A 436-nucleotide genomic window follows, 5' to 3' on the forward strand; every position below is an offset into this window, starting at 1 on the left:
GGAACGCGAACATTCGAGGGATGTGTTAGGAAAACGCATAACAACGATGGCGATGAAAAAGTTGCTCATAGCGTCGCTGCTGTTTAGCAGCGCCACCGTTTACGGTGCAGACGATTTCGTAGTGAAGGATATTCATTTCGAAGGGCTGCAGCGAGTCGCCGTCGGCGCGGCTCTGCTGAGCATGCCAGTACGGGTTGGCGATACGGTGAATGACGATGATGTCAGAAATACCATTCGCTCGCTGTTCGCTACTGGCAACTTTGAGGATGTTCAGGTCCTGCGAGACGGTACAACGCTGATTGTCCAGGTCAAAGAACGTCCTACCATTGCCAGCATTACCTTCACCGGTAACAAAGCGGTGAAAGAGGATCAGCTCAAACAAAATCTGGAAGCCTCAGGTGTCCGTGTTGGCGAAGCGCTGGACCGTACCACCATC

1 pseudogene is annotated in these 436 nt (G+C 52.5%); it reads left to right on the top strand.

Annotated features, from left to right (window positions below):
- Window positions 1–52: 52 nt before the first annotated feature.
- A pseudogene (locus SB756_RS28170) lies at window positions 53–436 on the top strand (outer membrane protein assembly factor BamA); the annotation flags it as partial.

It is taken from the genome of Pseudomonas sp. SIMBA_068 (assembly GCF_046534705.1).
Lineage (GTDB): Bacteria > Pseudomonadota > Gammaproteobacteria > Pseudomonadales > Pseudomonadaceae > Aquipseudomonas > Aquipseudomonas putida.